Below are 20,762 nucleotides of genomic sequence, written 5' to 3'. Positions count from 1 at the left end.
CCCTGCTCACGGCCGGCGTCTGCGCCCTGGTGGCGCTCGCGTTCCTGGTGCCGCTCGCGGTCAGCCTCGGTGACCGGGTCCGTTCGGAGGCGATCGCCGACGCGGCCCGACGCAGCGCGCTGGTCACGGGGGCGTTGGCGGTCAGCACCGACCCCGCGGTGATCGAGCGGGCGGTGTCCGCCAGCGGTGGTGACGCGGCCACGCGTCCCGTGGTGCACGGCCTCGGGGACGACAGCGACGCCGGCCGGGCCACGCCCGCCGACCTCGACCGGGCCCGCGAGCAGCGAAGATCGCTCGTCGTGGACGTGCCCGGCGGCGCCGCCCGGCTCGAGCCGGTGGTGCTGGGTGAGCGGATCGCGGTCGTCGAGGTCTTCGTTCCCGACGCGGCGATGAGCCGGGGATCCGGCACCAGGTTGCTCCTGCTCGGCGCGGTCGCCCTGGCCCTGGTCGGCTCGGCGGTCGTGGTGGTCGACCGGGTCGCCACCCGTACGGTCTACGCCACCCGGGGTCTCATCGACGGGGCGCTCGCGATCGGCGACGGCGACCTGGCAGCGCGGGTGGAGCCGACCGGCCCGCGGGAGTTGGCCGAGGCCGGGCACGCGTTCAACCAGATGGCCGAGCGCCTCGACGCGGCCCGTACCGACGAGCGGGAGCTGGTCGCCGACCTGTCGCACCGGCTGCGTACGCCGCTGACCGTGCTCCGGCTCGACGCGGAGGCGCTGGAGTCGGACGATACGAGCGTCGGCACGTTCAGCCAGGCCGAGCTGGACCACCGGCGCGGTATCCGGCGGATCCGTCAGGCGATCGTCACGCTCGAGGGCGAGATCGACGTACTGATCAAGACCACGCGTAAGGCGGTCACCCACGACGCCGGGCCGGCGATGTGTGACGTCAGCGAGGTGGTTCGGGACCGGATGGTGTTCTGGTCGGCGCTCGCCGGCGACCAGAACCGTCCGCACCGGGTGAGCGGGGCGCAGCTGCGGATCCCGGCGCCGGTGCCACGCGCGGAGCTGGCCGCCGCGCTGGACGCGGTGATCGGAAACGTGTTCCGCTACACCCCGCAGGGCACCGCGTTCGAGGTGGCCGTCTCCCGCCGGGACGGGTACGTGGCGATCCGCATCGACGATGCCGGCCCGGGCATCTCCGACCCCGACCGGGCGTTGCGTCGCGGTACCAGCGACCGGGGCTCCACCGGCCTGGGGCTGGACATCGCCAAGCGAGTGGCGATGCAGGCCAACGGCTCGGTGAGCATCGACCGGGCGCAGCTGGGCGGGGCGAGCGTGGTGATGCTGCTCGCCGACCCGGAGGCGACGCCCCGGCAGGTCAACCGGTTCGGGCTCGTCGGCCGGATGGCGCGGGAGGCCCGCGACCAGAAGAGCTCCGCCCGCCGCCGCTGGCCCCGGCAGCGCCCGCCGGATCGCTGAGCAATCAGACCGCCCGGGCCTGGCCTGGCCTGGCCGGCTCGCGCTGGTCGCGGCACCGGCTGGTTCTGGCCCGTGGTGGAACAGCCGGTGGTGGAACAGCCCGACGACCGCGCGGCGAGGGAGGCGAGGGAGGCGAGGGAGGCGAGGGAGGCGAGGGAGTGATCCACGGACTCTTTGGAGCTGATGACGCAGACGATTCAGTACGAGCCGGAGCCCGCTCAACCGCCGGACCTGCCACCCGCTCCCAGGGCCCATTTCGTGAGGCTCGCTCGAGCGGGCCGCCGGTCTGCCGGCAGGTCTGTCGCCGAGCCGAGTCCCAGGCGGCGGTCCGGCGAGGTGACGTTCGTCCGGATGCCCCGTGTTGTATCGGACGAACCTCCAACGCCGCCGGTCGTCGCCTGGGACTCGGCTCAGCCGGGCACGGTCTTATGAAACAGGCCCTCACCCACCACCATCACACCGCCGGCTCGCCGTGCTGGTCGACGCCGTAGGCGCGTGCCGCCGGCACACCGAGCAACAGATCGTCCGAGCGACAGACCGGCAAGCCGACAGACCGGCCGGCCTGGCGGCAGACCGGCAAGCCGGTAGGTCTGCCAGCCTTGCGGCAAAGCGACAGAGCGGCAGAGCGGCAGAGCGGCAGAGCGGCGCGATGACGTCGACGATTCAGCTCCAAAGGAGCCGGACAGCAACACCCGCGCCCGAGCCCGTTCGCCCGCCCGATGTCATCTCCGCCCGCCCCTCGTCCAACGCCGAGCAACGGAGCGACCCGACCGACTCTCCGTCAAGCGGCGCCCCGACCTTTCGCGGCACGGGCAGAGCCCACGCCGCGGGGGCGCGGCCGTGCGCGGCAACACCGGTCGGGCCGGCTGTGCGGCGGCGCAAGTCTTCCTTAGATCCGACTTAACGGCGGTGTCTGTCCGGCCGGGGCCTGACAGGATTTCGCACGAACCCATCAGTCCCACCGGGGGGCGCACTTCGCGCACCCACTCCTCCGGTGGGGCCGTGCGCGCGGCGGGAGAATCGGTCCCCCCACACCTGCTCCCGCCGCGCGCCCTTCCTTCCCAACAGCGACCCGGAATCAGCGCCGCGAGGCCCGCTGAGTCGCCCGCGAGGCCCGCTCAGCGCCCGGCGGTCGCCAGGTACGCGTCGATCTCGCCGATGATGCGCTGTTTGCCGGTCGGGTCCAGGAACGAGGCGTTCACCGCGTCCCGGGCCAGCCCGGCGATCCCCTCCGCGCCGACGCCCAGCAGTCCGGCCGCCACGGCGTACTCGTCGTTGAGGGTGGTGCCGAACATCGGCGGGTCGTCCGAGTTGATGGTGACCAGCAGCCCCGCCTCGACCAGCCGCGGCAGCGGGTGCTCGGCGAGGTCGGCCACCGCGCGGGTGCGCAGGTTCGAGGTGGGGCAGACCTCCATGGCGATCCGATGCTCGGCCAGGTAGGCCATGAGTTCCGGGTCCTGGGCAGCAGCGATGCCGTGCCCGATCCGCTCCGCGCCGAGGTCACGCAGCGCGTCCCAGATGGTCTGCGGGCCGGTGGTCTCCCCGGCGTGCGGCACCGAGCGCAGCCCGGCCGCACGGGCCTGGTCGAAGTACGGCTTGAACTGTGGCCGGGGTACGCCGATCTCCGGACCACCCAGGCCGAAGCTGATCAGCCCGTCCGGGCGTTCCTCGAGTGCGATCCGCAGCGTCTCCTCGGCGGACTCCAGGCCGGCCTCGCCCGGGATGTCGAAGCACCAGCGCAGCTCGATGCCGAAGTCGGCCTCGGCCCGCTTGCGGGCATCCTCGATCGCTTCGCAGAACGCCGGAGCGGGGATGCCTCGCCGGACGTGCGAGTACGGCGTGATGGTCAGCTCGGCGTACCGGACCTGCTGGCGGGCCAGTTCCCGGGCCACCTCGTGGGTGAGGATCCAGACGTCCTCCTGGTCACGGATCAGGTCGACGACGCTGAGGTAGACCTCGATGAAGTGGGCGAAGTCGCGGAACTCGAAGTAGTCGACCAGCTTCGCCGGGTCGGCCGGCACCGGGCTGCGCCCCTCGTGGCGGGCGGCCAGCTCGGCGACGATCCGCGGGGATGCGGAGCCCACGTGGTGCACGTGCAGCTCCACCTTGGGCATTCCGGCGATGAAGGCGGACAGGTCGGTCACAGGTTCTCCTCGGCACGGGCGCCGGTGTGGGCGACGACGAAGACGCGGCGGAACGGGAAGTACACCTGCCCCTGCCGGATCGGGTACGCCTCGGCGAGGCGTACCTCCAGCTCGGCCCGGAAGTCGGCCCACCGGCCCGGCGAGAGGGCCGCGCGGACCGGGCGCAGCGCGGTGCCTTCCATCCAGGAGAGCACGGGATGCGCGGCGTCGACGTCGGCCGGGAGCAGGTGCACGTAGGTAGTTTCCCAGGCGTCCACCGCGCAGCCCGCGCCGGTCAGCAGCGCCGCGTAGTCGGCGGGGTCGTCGACCGGAGCCTCCCGCAGCAGTGGGAGCAACGCCTCCCGCCAGGCCGGACGCCCGGCGACCTCGCGCAGCGCCCGGTGTGACGGAGCGTCGAAGTTCCCCGGCACCTGCGTCGCCAGCCAGGCCCCGGCCGGCAGCTGCCGCGCCCAACGCCGGAGCAGGTCCTGGTGCCCGGGCACCCACTGGAGCACCGCGTTGCTGATCACCACGTCGACCTCGGGCGTGGGTCGCCAGTCGCGTACGTCACCGACGCCGAACTCGACGGGCGCGCCCAGCTCGTCCGCCCGCTCGATCATCTCCGGCGACGAGTCCAGACCGATCACCCGGCTTGCCGGCCAGCGCTCCGCCAGGGTGGCGGTGAGCTGGCCGGGGCCGCAGCCGAGGTCGACCACCGTGCGTGGCCGGCGGGCCGGGATCCGGGCGACCAGGTCATGGAAGGGTCGGGACCGCTCGTCGCCGTAACGCAGATACGTGGCCGGATCCCACATGACGCCTCCCAAACCGTACGTTCGTCTTGTTACAGTACGGGCCGGTGCCCGGCCCGGCAAGCCGCTCACTAGGCTCGTCGGCATGGAGCAGCGCACCTTCCCCCGACTCGGTCGGACCGTCGGCGTCGTCGGCCTCGGCGCCTGGCAACTCGGCGCCGACTGGGGCACGGTCACCGAGGACGACGCGATGGCGGTCCTGAGCGCCGCGGTCGACGCCGGCGTCACCTTCCTCGACACCGCGGACGTCTACGGCGACGGCCGCAGCGAGCAGCTCATCGGTCGATTCCTGCGCACACGCCCCGACGCCGGACTGACCGTGGCCACCAAGATGGGCCGCCGGGTCGAACAGCGGCCGGAGGCGTACACCATGGCGCACTTCCGCGAGTGGACCGACCGCTCCCGGGCCAACCTCGGTATGGACACCCTGGACCTCGTCCAGCTGCACTGCCCGCCCACCGCCGTCTTCGCCGACGACGCGGTCTTCGACGCACTGGACACACTGGTCGCCGAAGGCGCCATCGGCGCGTACGGGGTGAGCGTGGAGACCTGCGACCAGGCGCTCACCGCGATCGCCCGGCCCGGCGTGGCGAGCGTCCAGATCATCCTCAACGCGCTACGGCACAAGCCCCTCGAACGGGTGCTGCCCGCCGCGGCCGCCGCCGGGGTCGGCATCATCGCCCGCGTGCCGCTGGCCAGCGGACTGCTCTCCGGCCGGTACGACGAGCACACCACCTTCGGCCCGGACGACCACCGCACCTACAACCGGCACGGCGAGTCGTTCGACGTCGGCGAGACGTTCTCCGGTGTCGACTTCGAACTCGGGCTGGCGGCCGTACGCCGGCTCGCCCCGCTGGTCGGCCCGGAGAGCAGCATGGCCCAGTTCGCGCTGCGCTGGGTGGTGGACCAGCCCGGAGTCACCGTGGTCATTCCCGGGGCGCGGAACACCGAGCAGGCCCGGCGCAACGTCGAGGCGGCCGCGCTGCCACCGCTGTCCGCGAAGCAACTGGACGGGGTCCGGGACATCTACGACGAGCTGATCCGCCCGCAGATCCACAATCGGTGGTGACCCGCGCACGTCGAGTCCTCGCCCCGGCCGTCGCTTGCGGGGATGCTGGACCCGACCGCCGGCGGACCACGCCGGGGGCCCACCGCCGACCGGTGGGCCCCCGGCGCCGGGAAGGGGGTAGCCGATGAGGGGTTGGTTCCTGCTGACGCTCGGCCTGTTGGCGCTGGTGATCGGCGCCGTCTGGACCGTCCAGGGGCTGGGCTACGTCGAGGGCAGTGTGATGACGGGCGAACGGATCTGGGTGGTCGCCGGACCGGTGGTGTCGCTGGCCGGCCTCGTGGGGATCTGGTTCGGCCTGCGCGCCCGCCGCCGGCGCCCCTGACCCGGCCCGCGCCTACCGGCTGGGGCAGCGCCGGAAACGGAAGACCCCACGTCCCGGGCGGGACGCGGGGTCTCACTGTTGATCCGTGAACGGATCGGACTGTTGACCGTTCAGGTGCCGGTCAACGCTGCTCAGAGGGGGCGGACCTGCTCAGCCTGCGGGCCCTTCTGGCCCTGAGCGATCTCGAACTCCACCCGCTGGTTCTCCTCCAGAGTGCGGTAGCCGCTGCTCTGGATGGCCGAGAAGTGGACGAACACGTCAGCACCCCCGCCGTCGACGGTGATGAAGCCGAAGCCCTTGTCAGCGTTGAACCACTTCACGGTTCCCTGCGCCATGTGTATCTCCTTCTAAAACTGGCGGCCGAGCACGCCGTGCGGCCGATTGGCCGTTTTCGAGCAGCGGCGCCTGAGGCGGCCCCCGGTGAAGGAGACTTCTCTCAACCCACGCCATCTCTCAACAGCGGGGACAGCAAACCACGTACGCAAAAACTCTGCACAGTCTACCCGACGAAATTCTCCGACATGTGACCTGACGGTCGTCAGAGATCCGCTGGGTGGGCCCTTACCGCCATGCGAAAGGCCCCCTTGCCGTCGATGCGGAAGGGGGCCTGACGCGAAGATGCGGATCATTCGGGCCAGCGTCCGGTGAGGCGGCGTACGCCCACTGCTCCGCCACGGTCCACAGCCGCCCGGACGATCGCGAAGATGGCGCCCTGCAGTGCGGCGGCCGCGAGGATCTCGACCCAGCCGCGGTCCTCGTCGGTGGCGCTGGGCGCCTCGCCGTCGCCCGCGGTGATCTTCCAGACCTGCCGGAAGATCGCACCGGCGACCGTGCCGGCGGCGATCCCGAGCAGCACGCCGACCGGCTTGTAGGCGACATTGCCCATGCCCTTGCTCACCTGCGCCTCCCCTGAATGACCACTACTGCGACGACGACGGCGACCGCACCGACCGCGACCGCCGCCCACGGCGTGGGGTTGCGCCGCATCATCTCGCCCTGCTGGGCCATGTCGGCGCGGGCCAGCCCGGTCATCTCCGCCGCCTGCCCGCGCAGCCGGGCCACGGTCGACGCGGCCTGCTCCCGCATCCGCTGCCGTGCCTGGCCGGCGGACTCCTTCAGGCGAGCCTTGACATCGGCCTTGGCGGCGAGTGCCTCCATCGTCTCGCCCAGTTCGACCCGGGTTCGCCGGATCTCCTCCCGCAGCGCCTCGGTGTCCAGCCGTCCGTGCCCGTTGCTCGTCATGGGCGTCCCCTGTCCTTCACCGCCGCGGCGAGGACGTCGATGTCCGCTCTCACGCTGCGGACGGTCGCTGCCGGAAGCGGCGGGACGGCACGGCTGACCTGCTGCCTGCCCACGAGGGCCAGGATGCCGGCGAGCAGGAACAGACCGACCGCGACGGTCAACGCGGCGGCCCAGCCGGGCAACACCAGGTCGAGCAGCAGCCCGACGGTGACGACCAGCGCACCGAAACCGTAGAACGCCATCGCTCCGCCGCTGCCGAGGAGGCCGAGACCGATGCCGGCGTGCTTACCCTTCTGGGTCAACTCCGCCCGGGCCAGCGCCAGTTCGTCCCGTACGAGGCGCGAGAGTTGCTCGGTGGCCCGCTGCACCAACTCGGCGGTGGAGGGCTCGCTCCCATTGCGGGACGTGCGGGCGTTCGCCAGGTCAGCCATGCTGTCCTCCTTTCGTCATCACCGCGCTGTATGCCCGGGGTCGCCGTTCGTCAATCCTGTGCGTGTCCGCCCAGACCACGAAGAGACGTCCGGCAGCAGGTCCCCGGTAGCAGCCGGGTCAAACCTCCCGGACCGGGTCGGTCCTCGCGCTGCCGCCCTCCCCGACACGGAAAACGCCCGCGCCCACCGGAAGGAAACGTGACCGGCGGGCACCCGACGGGTCAGCGACGCGATTCCACGGGCTCGTCGGGGCCGACGAACGCCTCGCTGCGCGCGTCGCCGTCGTCGCTGCCGCCGAAGAGCCGCGCGTCGTCGGGAACCTCCCCGTCGGTAGGCCGCCGGGCGGGGCGACGCGGCTGCACCCACTGCCAGGGCAGCTCGCTGCGGGCGTCGCCGAGTTCGGTACGGACCCGGGGCATCGCCGTCGGACGCTGGTCGCGCACCCAGGCGACCAGGTGCTCGCGGACCAGGCAGCGCAGATCCCACAGACTGCCGGCGTCCGCGGCACTGACCAGCGCGCGGATCCGGACGGCACCACCCGTCGCGTCTGTCACCTGGAGCACGCAGACCCGTCCGTCCCACAGCTCGGTGCTCTCCACCAGGCGGCGAAGCTCCTCCCGCATCGCCTGGACCGGTACCGCCCAGTCCACATCGAACTCGGCGGTCCCGAGCACGGCCGCCTCGGTTCGGGTCCAGTTCTGGAACGGTGTGCTGGTGAAGTACGACGTCGGCAGGATCAGCCGGCGATCGTCCCAGATCTGCACGACCACGTAGCTGAGGGTCAGCTCCTCGATGCGCCCCCACTCCCCCTCGACGACCACCACGTCGTCGAGCCGCACGGCGTCGCTGAAGGCGAGCTGAAGCCCGGCAAAGACGTTGCCGAGCAGGCTCTGCGCGGCCAGTGCCGCCACCACACCAACCACACCCGCGCTGGTCAGCACCCCGGCGCCCACCCCACGCACACTGGGAAAGGTCATCAGCATCACGCCGAGGGTCAGGATCACGATCACCGCGATGGTCAGCCGGCGCAGCATCACCACCTGCGTGCGTACGCGCCGGGCGTGCCGGTTGTCCGGCACGTCGACCCGGAACCGCGCCAGCGCGGTGTCCTCCACCACCACCAGCAGCGCGGCGACCAGCCAGGCGGCGCTGGCGATGACCGCGAGCACCAGGAGGTGCAGCAGGGTCCGCCGCCAGGGGGTGCCGACCGCGTAGGTGGTGGTGAACCGGACCGCGAACTGGATGGCCACGACGGTGGCGGCCACCTGGAACGGGCGGTGCGCGTGGTCGGTGAGTTCGGTCATCAGCCTCGACCGGCGGCCCAGTCGACGGGTCGACCGGTGCACCACCGCGGCCACGAAAAGAGCGATCGCCGCCGCGGCGAACACGGCGACGATCATCTCCAGGTAGTTCTGCACAGGGTTCTCCTCTGATCCGGTCACGTTCGGTATTCGGACGGGCGAGCCGTCCGGCACGGTGTGGCCAGGTCAGACGCGGCGGTAGCGGGACTGGAGGAAGCAGAACAGACCGAAGGCCGCGATGCCGAGCGCGACCAGGGTCAGCAGCAGAGAGCCGTACGACTGTTCGCGCAACGTGTGCAGCGCGGCGTCCAGCCCGCGGGCCTTCTCCGGGTCGTAGTTCACCGCGGCGACGATCACCAGCAGGCCGGCGATGGCGTACGCGACCCCCTTGGCGGTGTACCCGGCGATGCCGAGCCGGCGGGCGAACTTGCGGGTGCGGGGGCCCATCTCGCCCGTCCTGAGGTGCTTCTCGAAGCGCTTGACCAGCCCGTAGACGACCAGCCCGACGCCGATCGCGGCGAGCACCAGCCCGGCGAGGCCGACCAGCCACCTGCCACCGGTGGACTCCATGGCCCGGCCGGTGAGCGCCTCCTGCTGGTCGGCGCTGTTCGACGAGGCGTCGGAGAAGACCTTGAACGCGGTCCAGGCGAAGTAGAGGTAGACCAGGGTGCGCCCGAGCGAGGCGAGCCGCTCCCACGTACGCTCCCGGCCACGTTCGGCACGGTGGCCGGTGGCCGCCTCCAGCGCCTGCCAGATCGCCATGGCGAGCAGACCGACACCGGTCACGACGACGAGCACCTTGCCGAGCGGCTGGGCGGCGAGGGTACGCAGCGCGCCGGACTGGTCGCCGTCGGCGGCGGACCTGCCGAACGCGATCTGCAGCGCCAACCAGGCGAAGAGCAGGTGCACGATCCCGTAGCCGACGAAGCCGGCCCGGGTGAGCAGTTCCAGCCACCGGCTGTTCGCCGTGCGGGAGGCGGTGGCTTCGGCGGTACGGGTGAGTGACATGGGAGCCACAATCTCCGCCGGGGATGATCCCCAAACGTCGCGCCACCGCCGCCCGCGGCGGGGTCAGCCGCCGGAACCCTGCGAAACGCGGATCTTGACCTCCTGGTCGGTGACGCTGTCCAGCGTGACCGACAGACCGCCCACCTCGGCGGCCTGCTGGCCGGTGAGGAGCGTGACCTGCTCACCGGCGACCTCGACGGTCACCTGTTCGCCCTCGGCGCCGACGAGCTTGGCCTCGACGCCGAGGATGCTCGCGCTCGCCTCGACGCCGCGCTGGAAGGTGATCGTGCAGGAGCCGGCGATGCTGCAGTCGGTGTCGGCACCCTCGGAGCTGCAACCGGCCAGCAGGGCGACGCCGAGCGCCAGGCCGGCCAGTGCGCTCGCGGCGCGGCGGGCGGGGGTCAGCGAGGTGTTACCAGGTCGGTTAGTCACCTCGCCGAGCCTACGAGACGCCCGCCAGGCTCCCGGACGACGACGCGCGTTAGGGTCGGCGACATGCCGTTCGACGTCACCCTGGTTCGTGCCGCCTACCCCGCCCTCGCCGAGGGCTTCGTCCACTTCGACGGCGCCGGGGGCAGCCAGACCGCCACGCCGGTGATCGACGCGGTCGCCGGGGCCATGCGCAGCGCCGTCAGCAACCGCAGCAGCGCCTTCCGACCCGGTCAGCGCGCGCTGGAGCTGGTGGCCGGTGCGCGGGCCGCGGTGGCCGACCTGGTCGGCGGCGACCCGGCGGGAGTGGTGCTCGGGCCGAGCGCGACGGCACTGCTCTTCACCCTGGCCCGTACGCTCGGCGCCGGTTGGCGCCCCGGCGACGAGGTGGTGCTCTGCCGACTCGACCACGACGCCAACGTGCGCCCCTGGGTGCAGGCCGCCGAGGCGGCCGGGGCGACCGTACGGTGGGCGGAGTTCGACCGGACGACCGGCGACCTGCCCGTCGACCAGTACGCCGACCTGGTCACCGAGCGGACCCGGCTGGTCGCGGTGACCGCCGGCAGCAACGCGATCGGCACCGCTCCGGACGTGGCGGCGATCGCCAAGATCGCGCACGCGGCCGGCGCCCTGGTCTGCGTGGACGGGGTGCACGCGGTTCCGCACGCGCCGACCGACCTGGCCGGACTCGGCGCGGACGTCCTGGTCACCAGCGCGTACAAGTGGTCCGGGCCGCACCTCGCGGCGATGGTGGGTGATCCGCAGTTCTGGGGCACGCTGCGCCCCGCGAAGCTGATCCCCTCCTCGGACGCGGTGCCGGAGCGTTTCGAGTACGGCACCCCCAGCTTCCCGCTGCTCGCCGGGGTCGCCGCGGCGGTCGATCACCTGGCGGGGCTGGACCCGGCGGCCACCGGCGACCGGCGGGCCCGCCTCCGGGCGGGACTGGCCGCCGCTCAAGCCCATGAGGAGGCGCTGCTGGACCGGCTGCTGACCGGGCTCGCCAGGCTGGACGGGATCAGCGTCCTGGGTGCGCCGGCACGGCGCTGGCCGACGGTCTCCTTCCGGGTCGCCGGGATGTCGCCGGGGCAGGTCCAGGCGGCGTTGGGCGATGCCGGGTTCTGCCTCTCGGCCGGTGACTACTACGCCTACGAGTACTTCACCGCGATGGGGCTGCGCGACAGCGGCGGCGCGGTGCGGGCCAGCATCTACCACTACAACACGGCCGACGAGGTGGACCGCCTGCTCGGCGAACTCGACCGGCTGGCTGCTGTCGGTAGGACAATGGTCCGGTGAGCAGCCTGGTCAAGGACAATCCCGCCAAGCGCCGGTTCGAGATCCTGGTCGACGGCGCGCTGGCGGGGTTCGCCTCGTACGACCAGCCGCAGGGTGAGGTGCTGGTCTTCACGCACACCGTGGTGGACCCGCAGTACCGGGACATGGGCGTCGGGTCCGAGCTGGTCCGCCGGGCGTTGGACCACGTTCGCGCGCGCGGCGGCCGGGCGGTGCCCCGATGCTCGTTCGTGGCCGCCTTCATCGACGCTCACCCCGAGTACGCCACCCTGGTGATCGACGAGCCCTGACCAGGCAGCGGGCGCCCAACGTCGCCCCGCCCCGATCCACGCCCTCGGCGGATTGATCAAAAGGTTTGCGTCAGGATCCGGCGCGAAGTTGACGCAAACCTCTTGATCAACACCGTGAGCGCGCCGGCGTGTTCGATCTGGTGGTCCGGTTCGTCAGCAGCTCGGCGGCGGCCTGCCCGGCGGCCCGGGTCGCCCCGTGGGTGGCCACGTGCACCGTGCCGGTGACCAGCGTGGGCACCCCGAGCTCGACCACCACCGCGTCCGGGCGGGCGGCCAGTGACCGCCGCACCGCGTCGCGCATCCAGTCGTGCCGGTGCAGGTCGCGGACGACCAGCACCACCGGCCGCCCGTCGGCTCCGGCGGTCGGGTCGACCGGCACGTCGGGCTGGGCGTACCGGCGGGTGGTGGTGCCGGGAAGCAGTTCGCTGAGCGGGGCGCCGATACCCCACGGAGTCTCCGCCCCGATCGCGATGTTGCGCGGTGGCTCGAACTCGACCACGTACGCCGCGCGGGTCAGCGGCAGGACGTCGGCGCCGGTGCGGGTCGTGATCCGCAGCGCACGCCGCGCGGCGGCCAGCCCGATGGGCGAGGCGTCGACCGGCAGGCCGCGTCGGGCGGGGCGCCCGGCCCGGGCGGCGACGCTCCACTCGGTGAGCTGGCCGACCCGCTTGGCCGCCTCGGCGAGCCGTTCCTCGGGCAGCTCACCGGAGACCACGGCGGCCACGATCGCGTCCCGTAGTTCCCGGGCGTCCTCCTCGCCGGCGCGCTCTCCACCGATGCAGATCGCGTCCGCGCCCGCCGCCAGGGCACGGACGGCGGCGCCGGCGTAGCCGTACCGGTCGGCGACGGCCCGCATCTCCACGGCGTCGGTGACCACCACGCCGGAGAAGCCCAGCTCGTCGCGGAGCAGTCCGCCGAGGATGCGCGAGCTCAGGGTGGCGGGCAGCTGCGGGTCCAGCGCCGGCACGAGCAGGTGGCCGGTCATCACCGCCTGCACCCCGGCGGCCACCGCGGCCCGGAACGGGGCCAGCTCGACGGCCTCCAGCTGCGCCCGCCCGCCGCTGATCAACGGCAGGTCGTGGTGGGAGTCGACCTGGGTGTCGCCGTGGCCGGGGAAGTGCTTGGCGCAGGCCGCGACTCCGCCGGCCTGCAGCCCGCGGATCCAGGCGGCGGTGTGCCGGGCCACGAGTTCCGGATCCGCGCCGAAGGACCGTACCCCGATCACCGGGTTGGCCGGGTTGGAGTTCACGTCGGCGTCCGGGGCGTAGTCGAGGGTGACGCCGAGGCTCGCGAGGTCGGCGCCGAGGTCGCGGGCCACCTCCTCGGTCAGCTCCGGGTCGTCCACCGCGCCGAGCGCGAGGTTGCCGGGGCGCGAGCTGCCCCGGCCCGACTCGATCCGGGTGACGTCCCCGGCCTCCTCGTCGATCGCCACGATGACGTCGGGACGCTCTGCGCGCAGTGCCGCGGTGAGCGCGGCGACCTGCTCGTGGTCGACCACGTTCCGGGCGAAGAGCACCACCGACCCGAGCCCTTCGCCGAGCCAGCGGCGGATCCAGGGCGGCGCGGTGGTGCCGACGAATCCGGGCTGCAGGACGGCAGCCGCGAGCGCGGCCAGGTGGCCCGCCGGAAGGCTCATGCCCGTGCCTCCCACCGGTCGGCTTCGGCACGAGACTCATCCGCACCCCACCTGATGGATTTCTCGCTGCGCTCACTCATGCGGCCCCCGTACCCCCACTTTCTTCGCGGTTCTGGCCCGCCTCGGGCGGGCGGTGCTGCCATGGTCACACCGCGCCAACAAATAGTCAATAAACCTTACAGTTGCCGAGGGCGGGGCCGGTGGGCAGAGTGCGGGGCATGGAACCCACGCTGCTGGCCGACGCGACCAGCCCGGCCGACGTGCCCGGCGTACGACTGCTGGGAGTGGTGGTGGGCGGCCTGCTGCTGCTCGCCGCGATCCGGGCGATGTTCCGGCGCCGCTGACGGTCACCTCGACCCGCCACCCGCGGCGGCGGTGTGCCCGGCCCGGTGCCTGGGTACGGCTGCCCTCGTTGATCCGGTGACGTCACGAGGGAGAAGCATGAAGATCGGATACTTTCTCGCCGCCGAGGAGTACACCCCGGCCGAGCTGCTCGACCAGGCACTTGGCGCCGAGCGGGCCGGCTTCCAGGCACTCTGGATCTCCGATCACTACCACCCCTGGGTGGACGCGCAGGGGCAGAGCGCCTTCGTCTGGTCGATGATCGGCGCGCTCAGCCAGGTCTGCCGGCTACCGGTGACCACCGCGGTCACCTGCCCGACCGTACGGATCCATCCGGCGGTGATCGCGCAGGCGGCGGCGACCAGCGCAGTGCTGCACTCCGGACGGTTCGTGCTCGGCGTCGGCAGCGGAGAGGCGCTCAACGAGCACATCCTCGGCGACGCCTGGCCGCAGGCCGACGTGCGGCTGGAGATGCTCGAGGAGGCGATCGAGGTGATCCGCGAGCTGTGGCGGGGCGGCTTCGTCAACCACCACGGCAAGCACTACACCGTCGAGCACGCCCGGATCTACACCCGGCCCGACACGCCGCCGCCGATCTACGTCTCCGGCTTCGGCCCCAAGGCGGTGGACCTGGCCGCCCGGGTCGGCGACGGCTACATCTGCACCACACCCGACCCCGACCTGGTGCGCCGGTTCCGCGAGGGCGGGGGCGGCGACAAGCCGTGCCAGGGCGGCTTCAAGGCGGCGTACGCCGACAGCGAGGACGAGGGCGCGCAGGTCGCGTACGAACGGTGGCCGAACTCCGGCGTACCCGGTGAACTGTCGCAGGTGCTTCCCTCACCGCGTCACTTCGAGCAGGTCTCGCAGCTGGTCGAGCCGGAGATGATGAAGAAGTCGTTCGTCTGCGGCAACGACGCCGAGGCGCACCTGGAGATGATCGACCAGTACGCCAAGGCCGGCTTCGACGAGCTGTACGTGGCCAACACCGGCCCCCACACCCAGGGCCTGTTCGACCTCTACCAGCGGGAGATCCTGCCCCGCTTCCGCTGAGCCCCCTGTCTGATCGACTCGGGTTCCCTGATGTCGGGATGTCCGCACGCCTCGGACATCCCGATGTCGGCGAGGGCGGCGGAACGCCCGCCGTCGCGCCGACGCCGCCGAGCGGGGCGGTTTCGCCGCTGATCGGCTCGGGTACCTCCGGCCCTCGATGAAACTGACCCGGCACTCGACGACGTTGCGCCGCGCGGCGCGCAGCCTGTTCGGCTGGACCGCGCTGCGGCCCAACCAACTGGCCGCCATGCGCGCGGTGATGAAACGACGTGACGCCCTGGTGGTGCTCCCCACCGGCGCCGGCAAATCGGCGATCTACCAGATCCCGGCCAGCCTGATTCCCGGACCGACAGTGGTGGTCTCGCCGCTGCTCGCGCTCCAGCAGGACCAGATCGCGGCGCTCAACGAGCGGCAACGACCCGAGCTGCGGGCGGTACGGATCAGCTCGCACGAGAGCCCCGCCCAGCGCGCCGAGGCGGTCGAGGAGCTGCGGGCCGGCCGCGCGGAGTTCCTGTTCATCACCCCCGAGCAGCTCAGCGATCCAGATCGGATGGCCGAGGTCCGGTCGCTGCGGCCGGGTCTGGTGGCGGTCGACGAGGCGCACTGCATCTCCGCGTGGGGGCACGACTTCCGCCCCGACTACCTGGCGCTCGGTCACCTGGTCGAGGGGATCGGGCGGCCGCCGGTCGTCGCGCTGACCGCCACCGCCTCGCCGCCGGTCCGCGACGACATCGTCGCCCGGCTACGGCTGCGCGACCCGGAGATCGTGGTCTCCGGGCTGGACCGGCCGAACCTCTTCCTCGAAGTCGCGTACTGCCCGACCGAGGACTACCGGTGGCGGCGCCTGCTCGCGCTGCTCGGGTCCGACGAACGGCCGGGAATCATCTACGTCCCGACCCGCCGCGCCGCCGAGGAACTCGCCGCGCGGCTCACCGAAGCGGGCTTCCCGGCCCGGTACTACCACGGCGGAATGCCGGCCGGGGCGCGCGGTGAGCTGCACGAGGCGTTCCTGGCCGACCAGGTGCCGATCATGGTGGCCACCTCCGCGTTCGGCATGGGCATCGACAAGCCCAACATCGCCTGGGTGGTGCACATGGCTCTGCCCGACTCGCCGGACAGCTACTTCCAGGAGATCGGCCGCGCCGGCCGGGACGGCGAACCGGCCCGGGTACTGCTGCTCTGGCAGGCGGAGGACGTCGGGCTGCGCCGATTCTTCAGCGGCGGCCTGCCGGACGGCACCGAGCTGCGCGACCTGGCCGCACTGCTGCGCGAGAAGCCCCGTACCCGGAAGGAACTTCGCGAAGCGACCGGGCTCGGCCCCCGCAAGCTCGGCCACCAGCTGTCGCTGCTGGAGCAGGTCGGCGCCGCCGAGCCACGGGCGAAGGGGCGGATCGGCGCGCCCCGGTACGCCCCGAAGCCGGTGGACGCCGCCGCGGCGGCGCTGGCCGAGGCGGAGCGGCAGCAGACGGTGACCCGGTCCCGGACCGACATGATGCGGGCCTTCGCGGAGACCACCGGCTGCCGCGGGCAGGCGCTGCTGGCGTACTTCGGCGAGCAGATGACCGAGGTGTGCGGGCACTGCGACAACTGCCACGCCGGCACCAGCACCGCCGACGACGGCGCGGTCGGGCCGTTCCCGGTGCACAGCCAGGTCCGCCACCCGGAGTGGGGATCGGGGCTCGTGCTCGGCTACGAGGAGGACCGGATGACGGTTCTCTTCGACGAGGTGGGGTACAAGACGCTGTCCGTGCGTGTGGTGTCCGAACAGGACCTGCTGACGCTGGACTAGCCTGAGCCGGGCGCCGCGCCGTCGGGCGTGGCGCCCGGGGACGGGCACGAACAGACAGGCGGAAAGGGGCGTTGCCGTGATCGAACAACCGGCGTACACCGGGTTCGGGTTCTCCGACGGGGAGTGGGGTCTGCTGGTCGGGCTGCCGCAGTCGGTGCTGACCGCGGCGAGCGCCGCCGAGTCCGACGGCACGCGCCGCACCATGGCCGAGAACGCGGCCGGCCTGGAGACGATCGCCGCTGGCCGCGAGTCGGCCAGCCCGCTGGTCGCCGCCGTCGCCGGCGAGATCGTGACGCGGGTGGGCGACCCGGAGGCCGGCGAGGAGCTGCCGGCCATCTCCCCCAGCGACCCGCAGGCCCTGATCGACGACGTGCTCGGCCGGGCCGGCGAGGCCGCCGCCCTGCTCGCCGCCCGGACGGACGAGGGCGAGGCCGGGGCGTACAAGCACTGGCTGGTGGAGATCGCCGAGCAGGTGGTCGGCGCGGCGTCCAGCGGCGGTGTCCTGGGACTCGGCGGCGAGGCGGTCAGCGCCTCCGAGCAGCGGTTCCGGGACCGGCTGGCCCGCGTACTCAACGACTGAACCTCGACCGGCGCCGGACCCGACCCGCTCAGCGGCGCGCGGCGGGAGCCGCCTCGACCGGGACCGGGTCGGCGTCCTGGGCGGGACCGGTCGCGTCCTGCCGCACCGGGACGGTCACGCCGCGCAACGTCAGCACGGTGAGCGCCGCGGCGAGCAGCATCAGCGCTCCGGCGCTGGCGGCAGCCAGGTGCAGGCCGTCGGTGAACGCACCGACGGCGGCGTCGCGTACAGCGGCGGCTGCCTGACCGGGCAGCCCCTCGGCGACCACCAGCCCACCGGCCAGGGTCTCCCGGGCCGAGGTCACCGCGTCGGCGGGCAGTGCGTCGGGCAGCCCGTCGACCAGCTCGCGCCGGTAGACGGCGCTGCCCACGCTGCCGAGCACCGCCATGCCGAGCGCCCCGCCGAGTTCGCTGCTCGACTCGGTCAGCGCCGAGGCCATCCCGGCGCGCTCCGGCGGGGCGGCACCGAGCACCAGTTCGGTGACCAGTGACATCACCACCACCAATCCGGCCGCGTAGATGCTGGCGCCGAGCAGCAGGGTGAGCAGCCCGTCGTCGGCCGGTACCCGGGTGAGCACCACGAAACCGCCGGCCGCGATGACGAATCCGGCGCCGATCAGCCAGGCCCGGTCGATCCGCCGGGCCAGCGCGGCCGCGACCGGCGCGATCCCGCCGACCGCCACCGACGGCAGCAGGCTCCACAGGGCCGCACGCAGCGGGCTGAGCCCGAGCACCGACTGGAGGTGCTGGGTGGTGAAGATGGCGAAGCCGACCATGGCGAACATGGCCACCAGGTTGACCCCGATGGCGCCGCCGACGGCTCGGCGGCGCAGCAGCGCCAGGTCGACCATCGGGTACGCGAGGCGGCGCTGGCGGTGGACGAAGAGCAGGGCGACCAGCAGCCCGGCGGCGATGGCCAGTGCCGGGCCGGTCCCCCAGCCCGCTCGGGCCAGTTCCTTGACGCCGTAGATCACCGGGAGCAGAGCGGCGAGGGAGAGCACCGAGCTGAGCACGTCGAAGCGCCCGGCGTGCGGGTTGCGGAACTCCGGCACCAGCGCCGGGGCGAGCAGGAGCAGCAGGGCCATCGCCGGCAGGTTGATCAGGAAGATCGATCCCCACCAGAAGTGTTCGAGCAGGATGCCACTGAGGACCGGGCCGATGGCGATGCCGCTGGTGAGCGCGGCGGTCCAGATGGCGATGGCGGTGCCGCGCTGCTTCTCGTCGTGGAACATGTTGCGAATCAGCGCCAGCGTCGACGGCATCAGCGTCGCGCCGCCGACGCCGAGCAACGCCCGGGCCGCGATCAGGGTGCCGGGGCTGTCGGCGTACGCGGCCAGTGCCGACGCCGCGCCGAACGCGACAGCGCCGCAGAGCAGCAGCCGCCGCCGGCCGATCCGGTCGCCGAGCGCACCCATGGTGATGAGCAGCCCGGCCAGGACGAAGCCGTAGATGTCGAAGATCCAGAGCTGTTGGGTGCTGGTCGGACTCAGCTCGGCGCTGATGAAGGGAACGGCGAAGTAGAGCACCGATACGTCCATCGAGACCAGGAGCAGGGGCAGCATCAGCACGCTGAAGCCGATCCATTCGCGACGTCCGGCGCGGGGTGTCGAAGTCATGTGAACTCCTTCTGCGTATGCCATACGCTTAATTGCGTAGACCATACGCAGAACTAGGATGGGCCGGCAAGGAGGAATCGTGGAGCCGACAGATGACGAGACCCGCCCGGCGCTGCCGCCGGTCGTAGCGGCGGCGTGGGGGCTACGCGAACGCGCGCCCAAGGGGCCGCGTCCCGGGCTGACCCTGGCCGGGATCGTGGCCGCCGCCGTCGCCCTCGCCGACGCCGAAGGGCTGGCCGCCGTCTCGATGAGCCGAGTCGCCAAGGAGCTGGGCGCGGCGACCATGGCCCTCTACCGGTACGTCAGCGCCAAGGATGAACTGCTCACCCTGATGGTCGACGCGGCGTACGGCGAGCCGCCCGGCCCGGGCGGGACCGGGCCGCAGTGGCGGACCGGGCTCGCCGGGTGGGCATGGGCCGAACGCGCCGCGCTGCAACGGCACCCGTGGGTGGTCCGGGTCCCGATCAGCGGCCCACCGCTCACCCCGTACAGCCTCAGCTGGCTGGAGAACGGGCTACGCTGCCTCGCCGGCACCGGGCTCGGCGAGTCCGAGAAGATGTCGGTGATGCTGCTGCTCACCGGCTACGTGCGCAACGACGCGCTGCTCACGACGCAGATTCAGGAGGCGAGCGCCGCGTCGGGCCGGCGGATCGACGAGATCATGCCGGAGTACGGGCAACTGGTCGCCCGGGTAGCCGACCCGGCCCGCTTCCCGGCGCTGCGCGAGGTGATCGACGCCGGCGTGCTGAGTCAGGAGGACGGCCCGGATGACGAATTCGTCTTCGGCCTGGACCGGCTGCTGGACGGCGTCGAGACCCTGATCCGAGCTCGGACGACCGCCTGACCGGCGGCACCGCCGGACGGCACTGAGCACCGTCCGCCGGTCGAGAATGACCGCGGGCCTGGCGAGGAAGGGGGACGGTCGATGACGGCACTGCGGGTCGAGACGCTGGACACCACTGTGGAGGCGCCCGCCGACCGCTTCGCGCTCTGGGTGGAGATGGCCGGCCGGGTCTCCGCGCCGGTCGCCTTCACCAGCGATCACGCCGCCGACTTTCAGGGCCACGCCCGGATGATCGATCTCGGCGGCGTCGGGCTCACCCGGTTCCGCTACCAGTCCCTCGTCGGGCGTCGGACACCGCGACTGATCCGGCAGGCGGACCCCGAGGTCTACCAGATCGCGCTGGCGATGAGCGGCAACTGCGCGATCAGCGCGAGCCGGCGGGACACCGCGATCCCGGTCGGCGACTTCACGCTCGTCGACTGGGGACGGCCACACGATCTGGCGCACGCCGGCGGGGGTGACGGGCAGGCCCCGGCGGCCTCGGTGACCGCCGTCGTTCCGCGGGCGCTGCTGCCGCTCGACGCCGACAAGGTGGACCGCCTGACCGCCGCGCGGCTCTGCGGGTCGGAGGGCCCGGGCGCGCTGCTGGCGCAGCACCTGCACCGCATCACCCGCCACCCCGAGCAGTTCCGGGCCGGCGACGTGCCGTACCTGGCGGACGTCACCCTCAGCCTGGTCTCCGCCCTGCTCGCCCGGCACCTCGACGCCGAGGACGAACTGCCGGCCGAGGTACGCCAGCAGGCGCTGCTCGCTCAGGTGCGGGAGTTCCTCGACCGGCACCTCGGCGACCCTGAGCTGAGCCCGCAGGTGGTCGCCGACGCGCACCACATCTCCCTCCGGACGCTGCACCGGCTCTTCGAGACCGAGGACGAGACCGTCGCGGGGGCGATCCGCCGACGGCGTCTGGAACGCTGCCGTCGCGATCTCGCCGATCCGCTGCTGCGGCACCGGCCGGTCCACCTCATCGGCCGGCGTTGGGGGCTCACCGACCCGGCGCACTTCAGCCGGGCGTTCCGGGCCGCCTACGGCATGGGCCCGCGGGCCTACCGCGCCTCGGCGGCCCCGTCCCACTGACTTTCCGGTCAAATCTGGCACGGGACGTCAAGCTCGCCGGCGTCGATGGTCAAGGCGGAGGCGGCAGACTGACCCCGAAGCGGCCGGGGACGGG

General features: G+C 72.6%; 22 protein-coding genes. 11 read left to right on the top strand and 11 right to left on the bottom strand.

The features are described 5' to 3' along the window. Positions 1–2 precede the first annotated feature (2 nt). A complete protein-coding gene (locus BXA10_RS11295) occupies positions 3–1,424 on the top strand; it encodes a HAMP domain-containing sensor histidine kinase (protein WP_084752616.1) in 1,422 nt (473 codons plus the stop codon). Positions 1,425–2,542: 1,118 nt separating this feature from the next. Here the strand turns inward: BXA10_RS11295 and BXA10_RS11290 are convergent. Then, a complete protein-coding gene (locus BXA10_RS11290) occupies positions 2,543–3,568 on the bottom strand; it encodes an adenosine deaminase (protein WP_076470228.1) in 1,026 nt (341 codons plus the stop codon). Continuing rightward, the gene (locus BXA10_RS11285; protein WP_076470227.1) at positions 3,565–4,359 is read right to left on the bottom strand and encodes a trans-aconitate 2-methyltransferase; all 795 of its coding nucleotides are present in this window, start codon (positions 4,357–4,359) and stop codon (positions 3,565–3,567) included. The genes BXA10_RS11290 and BXA10_RS11285 overlap by 4 nt, the downstream gene beginning before the upstream one ends. Before the next feature lie 82 nt (positions 4,360–4,441). Between BXA10_RS11285 and BXA10_RS11280 the strand changes: the two genes are divergently transcribed. Both BXA10_RS11280 and BXA10_RS11275 read left to right on the top strand, forming a co-directional pair. Continuing rightward, entirely contained in the window at positions 4,442–5,425 is a 984-nt protein-coding gene (locus BXA10_RS11280; RefSeq protein WP_076470226.1) for an aldo/keto reductase, read from the top strand. 124 nt (positions 5,426–5,549) lie between these two features. Next, positions 5,550–5,747, top strand: coding sequence for a hypothetical protein (locus BXA10_RS11275; RefSeq protein ID WP_076470225.1), 198 nt, complete (start codon positions 5,550–5,552; stop codon positions 5,745–5,747). Between the two features lie 131 nt (positions 5,748–5,878). Here BXA10_RS11275 and BXA10_RS11270 read toward each other — a convergent pair whose 3' ends face one another. The 7 genes from BXA10_RS11270 to BXA10_RS11240 form a co-directional block, all read right to left on the bottom strand. Beyond that, entirely contained in the window at positions 5,879–6,082 is a 204-nt protein-coding gene (locus BXA10_RS11270) for a cold-shock protein (RefSeq protein WP_013732668.1), read from the bottom strand. Positions 6,083–6,372: 290 nt separating this feature from the next. Continuing rightward, the gene (locus tag BXA10_RS11265) at positions 6,373–6,633 is read right to left on the bottom strand and encodes a DUF4235 domain-containing protein (RefSeq protein ID WP_175649174.1); all 261 of its coding nucleotides are present in this window, start codon (positions 6,631–6,633) and stop codon (positions 6,373–6,375) included. A gap of 8 nt (positions 6,634–6,641) precedes the next feature. After that, a complete protein-coding gene (locus BXA10_RS11260) occupies positions 6,642–6,989 on the bottom strand; it encodes a DUF3618 domain-containing protein (protein WP_076470223.1) in 348 nt (115 codons plus the stop codon). Then, positions 6,986–7,420 carry a phage holin family protein gene (locus BXA10_RS11255; protein WP_076470222.1) on the bottom strand — a complete coding sequence of 145 codons (435 nt, stop codon included), beginning with the start codon at positions 7,418–7,420 and terminating at the stop codon, positions 6,986–6,988. Before BXA10_RS11255 ends, BXA10_RS11260 begins: the two co-directional genes overlap by 4 nt. 221 nt (positions 7,421–7,641) lie before the next feature. Further along, positions 7,642–8,838, bottom strand: coding sequence for a mechanosensitive ion channel family protein (locus BXA10_RS11250; protein WP_076470221.1), 1,197 nt, complete (start codon positions 8,836–8,838; stop codon positions 7,642–7,644). Between the two features lie 69 nt (positions 8,839–8,907). Beyond that, complete coding sequence (locus BXA10_RS11245; protein WP_076470220.1) at positions 8,908–9,729, bottom strand: DUF1206 domain-containing protein; 822 nt, start codon at positions 9,727–9,729, stop codon at positions 8,908–8,910. A 63-nt stretch (positions 9,730–9,792) separates the two neighbouring features. Then, positions 9,793–10,161: a hypothetical protein gene (locus BXA10_RS11240; RefSeq protein ID WP_076470219.1), complete on the bottom strand. Its 369-nt coding sequence runs from the start codon at positions 10,159–10,161 to the stop codon at positions 9,793–9,795. 63 nt (positions 10,162–10,224) lie between these two features. Here BXA10_RS11240 and BXA10_RS11235 point away from each other — a divergent pair, with 63 nt between their 5' ends. Together BXA10_RS11235 and BXA10_RS11230 are read left to right on the top strand one after the other, a co-directional pair. Then, the gene (locus tag BXA10_RS11235) at positions 10,225–11,451 is read left to right on the top strand and encodes a cysteine desulfurase-like protein (protein ID WP_076470218.1); all 1,227 of its coding nucleotides are present in this window, start codon (positions 10,225–10,227) and stop codon (positions 11,449–11,451) included. Further along, entirely contained in the window at positions 11,448–11,738 is a 291-nt protein-coding gene (locus tag BXA10_RS11230; RefSeq protein WP_076470217.1) for a GNAT family N-acetyltransferase, read from the top strand. Before BXA10_RS11235 ends, BXA10_RS11230 begins: the two co-directional genes overlap by 4 nt. Before the next feature lie 106 nt (positions 11,739–11,844). Here the strand turns inward: BXA10_RS11230 and BXA10_RS11225 are convergent, their stop codons facing one another. Continuing rightward, entirely contained in the window at positions 11,845–13,374 is a 1,530-nt protein-coding gene (locus tag BXA10_RS11225; RefSeq protein WP_076470216.1) for a glycoside hydrolase family 3 protein, read from the bottom strand. Positions 13,375–13,592: 218 nt separating this feature from the next. Here BXA10_RS11225 and BXA10_RS32410 point away from each other — a divergent pair, with 218 nt between their 5' ends. From BXA10_RS32410 to BXA10_RS11210, 4 genes are all read left to right on the top strand, one after another. Further along, positions 13,593–13,718 (top strand): hypothetical protein, encoded by a 126-nt coding sequence (locus BXA10_RS32410; RefSeq protein WP_281251427.1) that lies wholly within the window; start codon positions 13,593–13,595, stop codon positions 13,716–13,718. 97 nt (positions 13,719–13,815) lie between these two features. Further along, positions 13,816–14,766, top strand: a complete 951-nt coding sequence (locus tag BXA10_RS11220; protein WP_076470215.1) for a TIGR03557 family F420-dependent LLM class oxidoreductase — start codon at positions 13,816–13,818, stop codon at positions 14,764–14,766. Positions 14,767–14,923: 157 nt separating this feature from the next. Beyond that, entirely contained in the window at positions 14,924–16,555 is a 1,632-nt protein-coding gene (locus BXA10_RS11215; RefSeq protein ID WP_076470214.1) for a RecQ family ATP-dependent DNA helicase, read from the top strand. A 76-nt stretch (positions 16,556–16,631) separates the two neighbouring features. Continuing rightward, a complete protein-coding gene (locus BXA10_RS11210) occupies positions 16,632–17,135 on the top strand; it encodes a hypothetical protein (protein ID WP_076470213.1) in 504 nt (167 codons plus the stop codon). A gap of 28 nt (positions 17,136–17,163) precedes the next feature. Here BXA10_RS11210 and BXA10_RS11205 read toward each other — a convergent pair whose 3' ends face one another. Next, entirely contained in the window at positions 17,164–18,750 is a 1,587-nt protein-coding gene (locus tag BXA10_RS11205; RefSeq protein WP_084752578.1) for an MFS transporter, read from the bottom strand. Positions 18,751–18,829: 79 nt separating this feature from the next. On the opposite strand from BXA10_RS11205, the gene BXA10_RS11200 reads away from it, so the two are divergent. Together BXA10_RS11200 and BXA10_RS11195 are read left to right on the top strand one after the other, a co-directional pair. Further along, positions 18,830–19,594, top strand: a complete 765-nt coding sequence (locus BXA10_RS11200) for a TetR/AcrR family transcriptional regulator (protein WP_245828209.1) — start codon at positions 18,830–18,832, stop codon at positions 19,592–19,594. An 81-nt stretch (positions 19,595–19,675) separates the two neighbouring features. Continuing rightward, the gene (locus tag BXA10_RS11195) at positions 19,676–20,668 is read left to right on the top strand and encodes an AraC-like ligand-binding domain-containing protein (protein ID WP_076470210.1); all 993 of its coding nucleotides are present in this window, start codon (positions 19,676–19,678) and stop codon (positions 20,666–20,668) included. Positions 20,669–20,762: the final 94 nt, after the last annotated feature.

Source organism: Micromonospora avicenniae (genome assembly GCF_900156065.1).
GTDB classification, from domain to species: domain Bacteria; phylum Actinomycetota; class Actinomycetes; order Mycobacteriales; family Micromonosporaceae; genus Micromonospora; species Micromonospora avicenniae.
The sequence above is the reverse complement of the archived record's forward strand: the minus strand, read 5'-3'. Positions and strand labels throughout refer to the sequence as shown.